Below are 3,925 nucleotides of genomic sequence, written 5' to 3'. Positions count from 1 at the left end.
CAGCGGGGGGCTCGGCCGCGGTGCGCCCGCAGGTCACGCTGGTGTTCGACAAGAACCCGGCGGATCCGGGCCGCTCCACGCTCACCGTTCTGCGCGGCGCTGAACGGCAGGCCCGGTACCGCGCGGGCTCGGGGGACGGAAGCACCGACGACTGCGCGGCCGACCGGGGATGGCTGCCCGACGGGGAGTGGCGGATCGTGCTCAAGGACCGCCGCTTCAAGGGCGGCAAGGTGCGCGGGTACGGGATCCGGCTGGGGAACATGCGGTGCGCCGGGGGCACGGTGACCAGGACGGAGATGTTCGTCCACTCGGAGATGCACCGCGACGGCAGCCAGGGGGACACCGAGCCCCGCCGGTGGGACGGGGAGGCCGACTATCTCTCCGACGGGTGCGTGAAGCTCCGGCCGGAGGACATCAAGGACCTGTTCGCCCGGCTCGACGACCTCGGATGGCCGGAGCGGCTGAGGGTGACCGCCTGACGTCGGGCGCACGGCGGCCGCACCCCCCGGTGGGGGAGCGCGGCCGCGGGTGGCAGGACCGGGGGACCGTCAGCTGTGGAAGCCGATGTACCCGTCCCGGTCGCCGTCGTGCGCGCTCCTGCTGTACGCGTGGGAGTCCGAACCGGGACCGGACGGCTTGTACAGGTAGATCGTGTCCTTGTCGTTGTTCCACATGAAGTTGCAGTTGTCGCGGTAGACGACGTTCTTCGCGTCGGAGTCCGTGCCGTTGCCGCCGCGCAGGCGGACGTAGTCACCGGGCTGGAGCGAGTGACTGGCCGTGAAGGTGAACCTGTTCCCCGCGGCGTCCTTCACGACGTACCCCTTGAGGTTGATCGTCGCGGTCTTCGAGTAGTTCTTCAGCGTCAGGTACTCCTGGGCGGTGTTGCCCGACGTGCAGCTGTTGCGGTCGGTGCCCGGGGCGTCGTACTGGACGCCCCGGATCTTCAGCGCGGAGCTGTACTCGGCGGCCTGCGCGGGAGCGGCGGTCAGGACGCTCAGCGAGACGGTGGAGACGGCGGCCAGGACGGCCGCGCGCATGGTGGAACGGCGCATGAGGATTCCCCCCTCGGTCGTACGGGTGCAGCGAGGGCAGGAGTCTATGGCGCGTGAAGATTGCGTGACGGGATTATGAAGTTTTTGGTGGTGCGGTGGATCGCGCCCCGTTCAGCCGTGATGCCCGTGGCAGGTGGCGTACGGGTTGCCGGAGCCGCACCAGCAGGGAGCGGCCGGTTCCGGGGGCCAGGCGAGCGCGCGGCCCCGGGCGGCCAGGGTGGTGGCGTACTGCGGGAGCAGGGTCGCGTCACCGGGGGAAGCGGCCTCGGAGGCGGCGAAGGCCTCGTAGGAGGGGACCGTGCCCGAGACGATGCCCAGGTTCGGGGTGCCGGAGGCCGCCAGCTCGCGGAGGCTGGCCTCTATGGCGGCCACGTGGGCGGAGTGGGAGGGGTACTCCTCGGCCAGCTCCGGGTAGGCGGCGAGCAGTTCGCCCAGCTCGCGCTCCGGCCAGTGGAGCACCGCGACGGGGAAGGGCCGGGAGATCTCCCGGCGGAAGGCCCCCAGCTCGGCGTGGAGCCGCGCGATCTCGGCGGCGAGTTCGCGCGGGTCGGAGGAACCGAGGGACCAGACCCGCTTGGGGTCGTGCAGCTCGTCCAGGCGCACGGCGGACGAGGCGTCGTGCAGACGGTCGGCGAGCGTGTCCCAGGCGTCGTGGTCCGCGCCCAGCATCCGGCGCACCCGGTGCCGTCCGTAGAGGAGGGGGCGGGTCGCCGGCGTGGGCTCCTGCGAGTCGCCGATCAGCAGGCGGGCGCCGTCCGTGAACGTCTCCTCGGCGGAGTCCAGTTCGTCGTGCGACTCCAGGGCCTCCGCGACGACGACCCACGGGCCGGGCGTCCGCGGTCTGGCCGCGCGCACGCCGATGACGATGGCGCGGGCCTCGGCGACATGGTCGTACTGCCACAGGTTGGACGCCTTGAGGGCGCGGACCAGGTGCGGGTCCTCCAGATCCGACGGCGAGGCGAGCAGCCGGTCGTAGAGGGCGGTGGCGGCGGGCCGGTCGCCGGACAGCTCGTGGTGCGCGGCGGCACGCAGCAGCAGAGCTTCGGCGTCCTGCGGGTAGAGAGCGGCGGCGCGCTCCAGGCGAGCCGCTTCTTCGGTGTGGTCGACGGCGTTCTCTGCGGGCATGTCGGGACGCATGTCCTCACGGTAGCGCCGGGGTCCGACGCGGCGGGCGGAGTGGGGGCACGGTGTCGGCAGCGTCACGGTCGGCGGGCCGCGCTCACGCGCACGCACGCCACCCGGCGGCCGGGGGGCCGCCGGGCGGCGTGCGCGTCGATGACGGCTCAGGAGGACGTCGAGGACGTCGAGGGCATGGACGACGTGGAGGAGGAGCAGGCGCCCGGGCGGGGAGCCGTACCCGGGTCGGGTCCGGGCACCTGCGGACCGGAGGACGTCAGAAGTAGGTGACGTCCAGGACGCGGCGCTCCAGCTCGTACTGGACGTACGGGCGGCCGCGCTCGTTGTCGCGGTAGACGACGTCGTGGGTGCCGCGGACGCGGTCGGCGGTGCGGCGGATGTGGTTGACCAGGCAGCGGTTCTCGCGCAGGTCGACCTTGTGGCCGCCTGCGTGGCTGTAGCGGCTGCGGCGGTCGCGGTCGTTGCCCACCTCGGTGCCGTTGACGACGACCACCTGGCAGCGGCTGTCGCGCTTGAGCTTCACCAGGCCGCGGACGGTGTCCTCCTGGATGCCCTGGTAGCTGGTGCAGCGGGAGCGGTTGACGTTGTGACAGTCGCCCGGCGAGACGCGGCGCACGCCCGCACGGTCGAGGATGCGGTCCGCCTCGCGGTCGCTCAGACGGTCACCGGGCCGGGCGGACACGGAGTCGGCCGCGCCCGGTGCGGCGGAGGCGACCGGGGCGAAGGCCATCAGGCCGCCGGCCAGGGTGGTGGCGAGGAGGGCGGCGACGGCCCCCGTGCGACGGCGGGCCGGCTTGCGGGACGGGGTGGCCTCGGTGGCCGGGGTGAGCTGCTCGGTGGCGTTGCGCACGGATGCGGGTCCTTTCGAACTGCCGTCGCGGTCGCGTCGTGGATCGCGTACGACGGTGGTTTCATCCGGCCGATGACGCTCGACCGGGTGGCTTGGACGCCTCAACACTGCCCCGGCAATTCCGGCGAGTTCTATACTTCCGGCGGGTCAGTTGATTCATGCACAAATCGGCTCCTATGCACGCGGCTGACCAGCGTTCATGCAGAGGAGCGTGGGGGAGGCGCATCAAATGCGTGAGGAACCGGGGCGGAATTGTGGGGAGTTCGCGAAGGCCGGAGTGGCCTCGGGGGTGGCTGCCCGTCTGCGGCTCGCGGCCACGCTGCGGAGGTGGTGGCAGGAGGACCCGGGGCGGGCCACGCAGTCCTCGCTGGCCCGTCGGCTGGGCGAACGGGGTGTGAAAACCAGCCAGGAGATGCTCTCGCGCTACCTCCACCGCACCCGGCCGACGGTGGCTCGGCCGGACGTGATCCGCGCGCTGCACGCGGTGCTGGGGCGCGGGGAGGGGGAGCTGGAGGAGGCTCTCGAACTGCACGCCGTGGCACGGGGGGACGGTGCGGTCGGTGCCGCGGAGGGACCTGGAGCCGCCGCCGGAACCTTCGGGGGCGGCGGTGTCCGTGGTCGCAGTGGGTCCGGTGGGTCCGGTGGGTCCGGTGGGTCCGGTGGGTCCGGTGGGTCCGGTGGGGCCGAGGACACGGGTCCAGGGATGAGGCCCGGGCACCCGACGGGCGGCGGGGGCGCGCCGGCCGTTCCGCCCCGGCGGGACGCTGCGGACGTCGTCTCCGGCGACGCGGCGCGAACGGGGGACCGCAGGGCGGGGGGCACGTTCCCGGCCGCCCCGGCACTCCCGGCCGCCCCGGCTTCCCCCGCTTCCCCGGCTTCCCAGGCT

At 73.2% G+C, this 3,925-nt stretch carries 5 protein-coding genes; 2 read left to right on the top strand and 3 right to left on the bottom strand.

Features of this window, described 5'->3' with window-relative positions:
• The coding region (locus tag HW445_RS21380) for a L,D-transpeptidase (protein ID WP_180222599.1) at window positions 1-479 on the top strand (479 nt) is incomplete at its 5' end.
• Window positions 480-548: 69 nt separating this feature from the next.
• Here HW445_RS21380 and HW445_RS21375 read toward each other — a convergent pair.
• Window positions 549-1,037: a lamin tail domain-containing protein gene (locus tag HW445_RS21375; RefSeq protein WP_374939678.1), complete on the bottom strand. Its 489-nt coding sequence runs from the start codon at window positions 1,035-1,037 to the stop codon at window positions 549-551.
• Between the two features lie 126 nt (window positions 1,038-1,163).
• Window positions 1,164-2,189, bottom strand: a complete 1,026-nt coding sequence (locus tag HW445_RS21370) for an SEC-C domain-containing protein (protein WP_180222597.1) — start codon at window positions 2,187-2,189, stop codon at window positions 1,164-1,166.
• Window positions 2,190-2,327: 138 nt separating this feature from the next.
• On the opposite strand from HW445_RS21370, the gene HW445_RS33700 reads away from it, so the two are divergent.
• Window positions 2,328-2,459, top strand: coding sequence for a hypothetical protein (locus tag HW445_RS33700; protein ID WP_257231207.1), 132 nt, complete (start codon window positions 2,328-2,330; stop codon window positions 2,457-2,459).
• Here the strand turns inward: HW445_RS33700 and HW445_RS21365 are convergent.
• Window positions 2,446-3,039: a hypothetical protein gene (locus HW445_RS21365; protein WP_180222596.1), complete on the bottom strand. Its 594-nt coding sequence runs from the start codon at window positions 3,037-3,039 to the stop codon at window positions 2,446-2,448. The genes HW445_RS33700 and HW445_RS21365 overlap by 14 nt on opposite strands.
• Between the last annotated feature and the right edge of the window lie 886 nt (window positions 3,040-3,925).

The organism is Streptomyces sp. UH6, assembly GCF_013421635.1.
Lineage (GTDB): Bacteria > Actinomycetota > Actinomycetes > Streptomycetales > Streptomycetaceae > Streptomyces > Streptomyces abyssomicinicus.
Note: the sequence above shows the minus strand (reverse complement) of the source record. Positions and strands in the feature narration are given on the sequence as shown.

Bases quoted from the DNA above. Each gene is read 5' to 3' on its own strand.
- HW445_RS21375 (WP_374939678.1), bottom strand. From the start codon at position 1,037: ATGCGCGCGGCCGTCCTGGCCGCCGTCTCCACCGTCTCGCTGAGCGTC.
- HW445_RS21370 (WP_180222597.1), bottom strand. From the start codon at position 2,189: ATGCGTCCCGACATGCCCGCAGAGAACGCCGTCGACCACACCGAAGAA.
- HW445_RS33700 (WP_257231207.1), top strand. From the start codon at position 2,328: ATGACGGCTCAGGAGGACGTCGAGGACGTCGAGGGCATGGACGACGTG.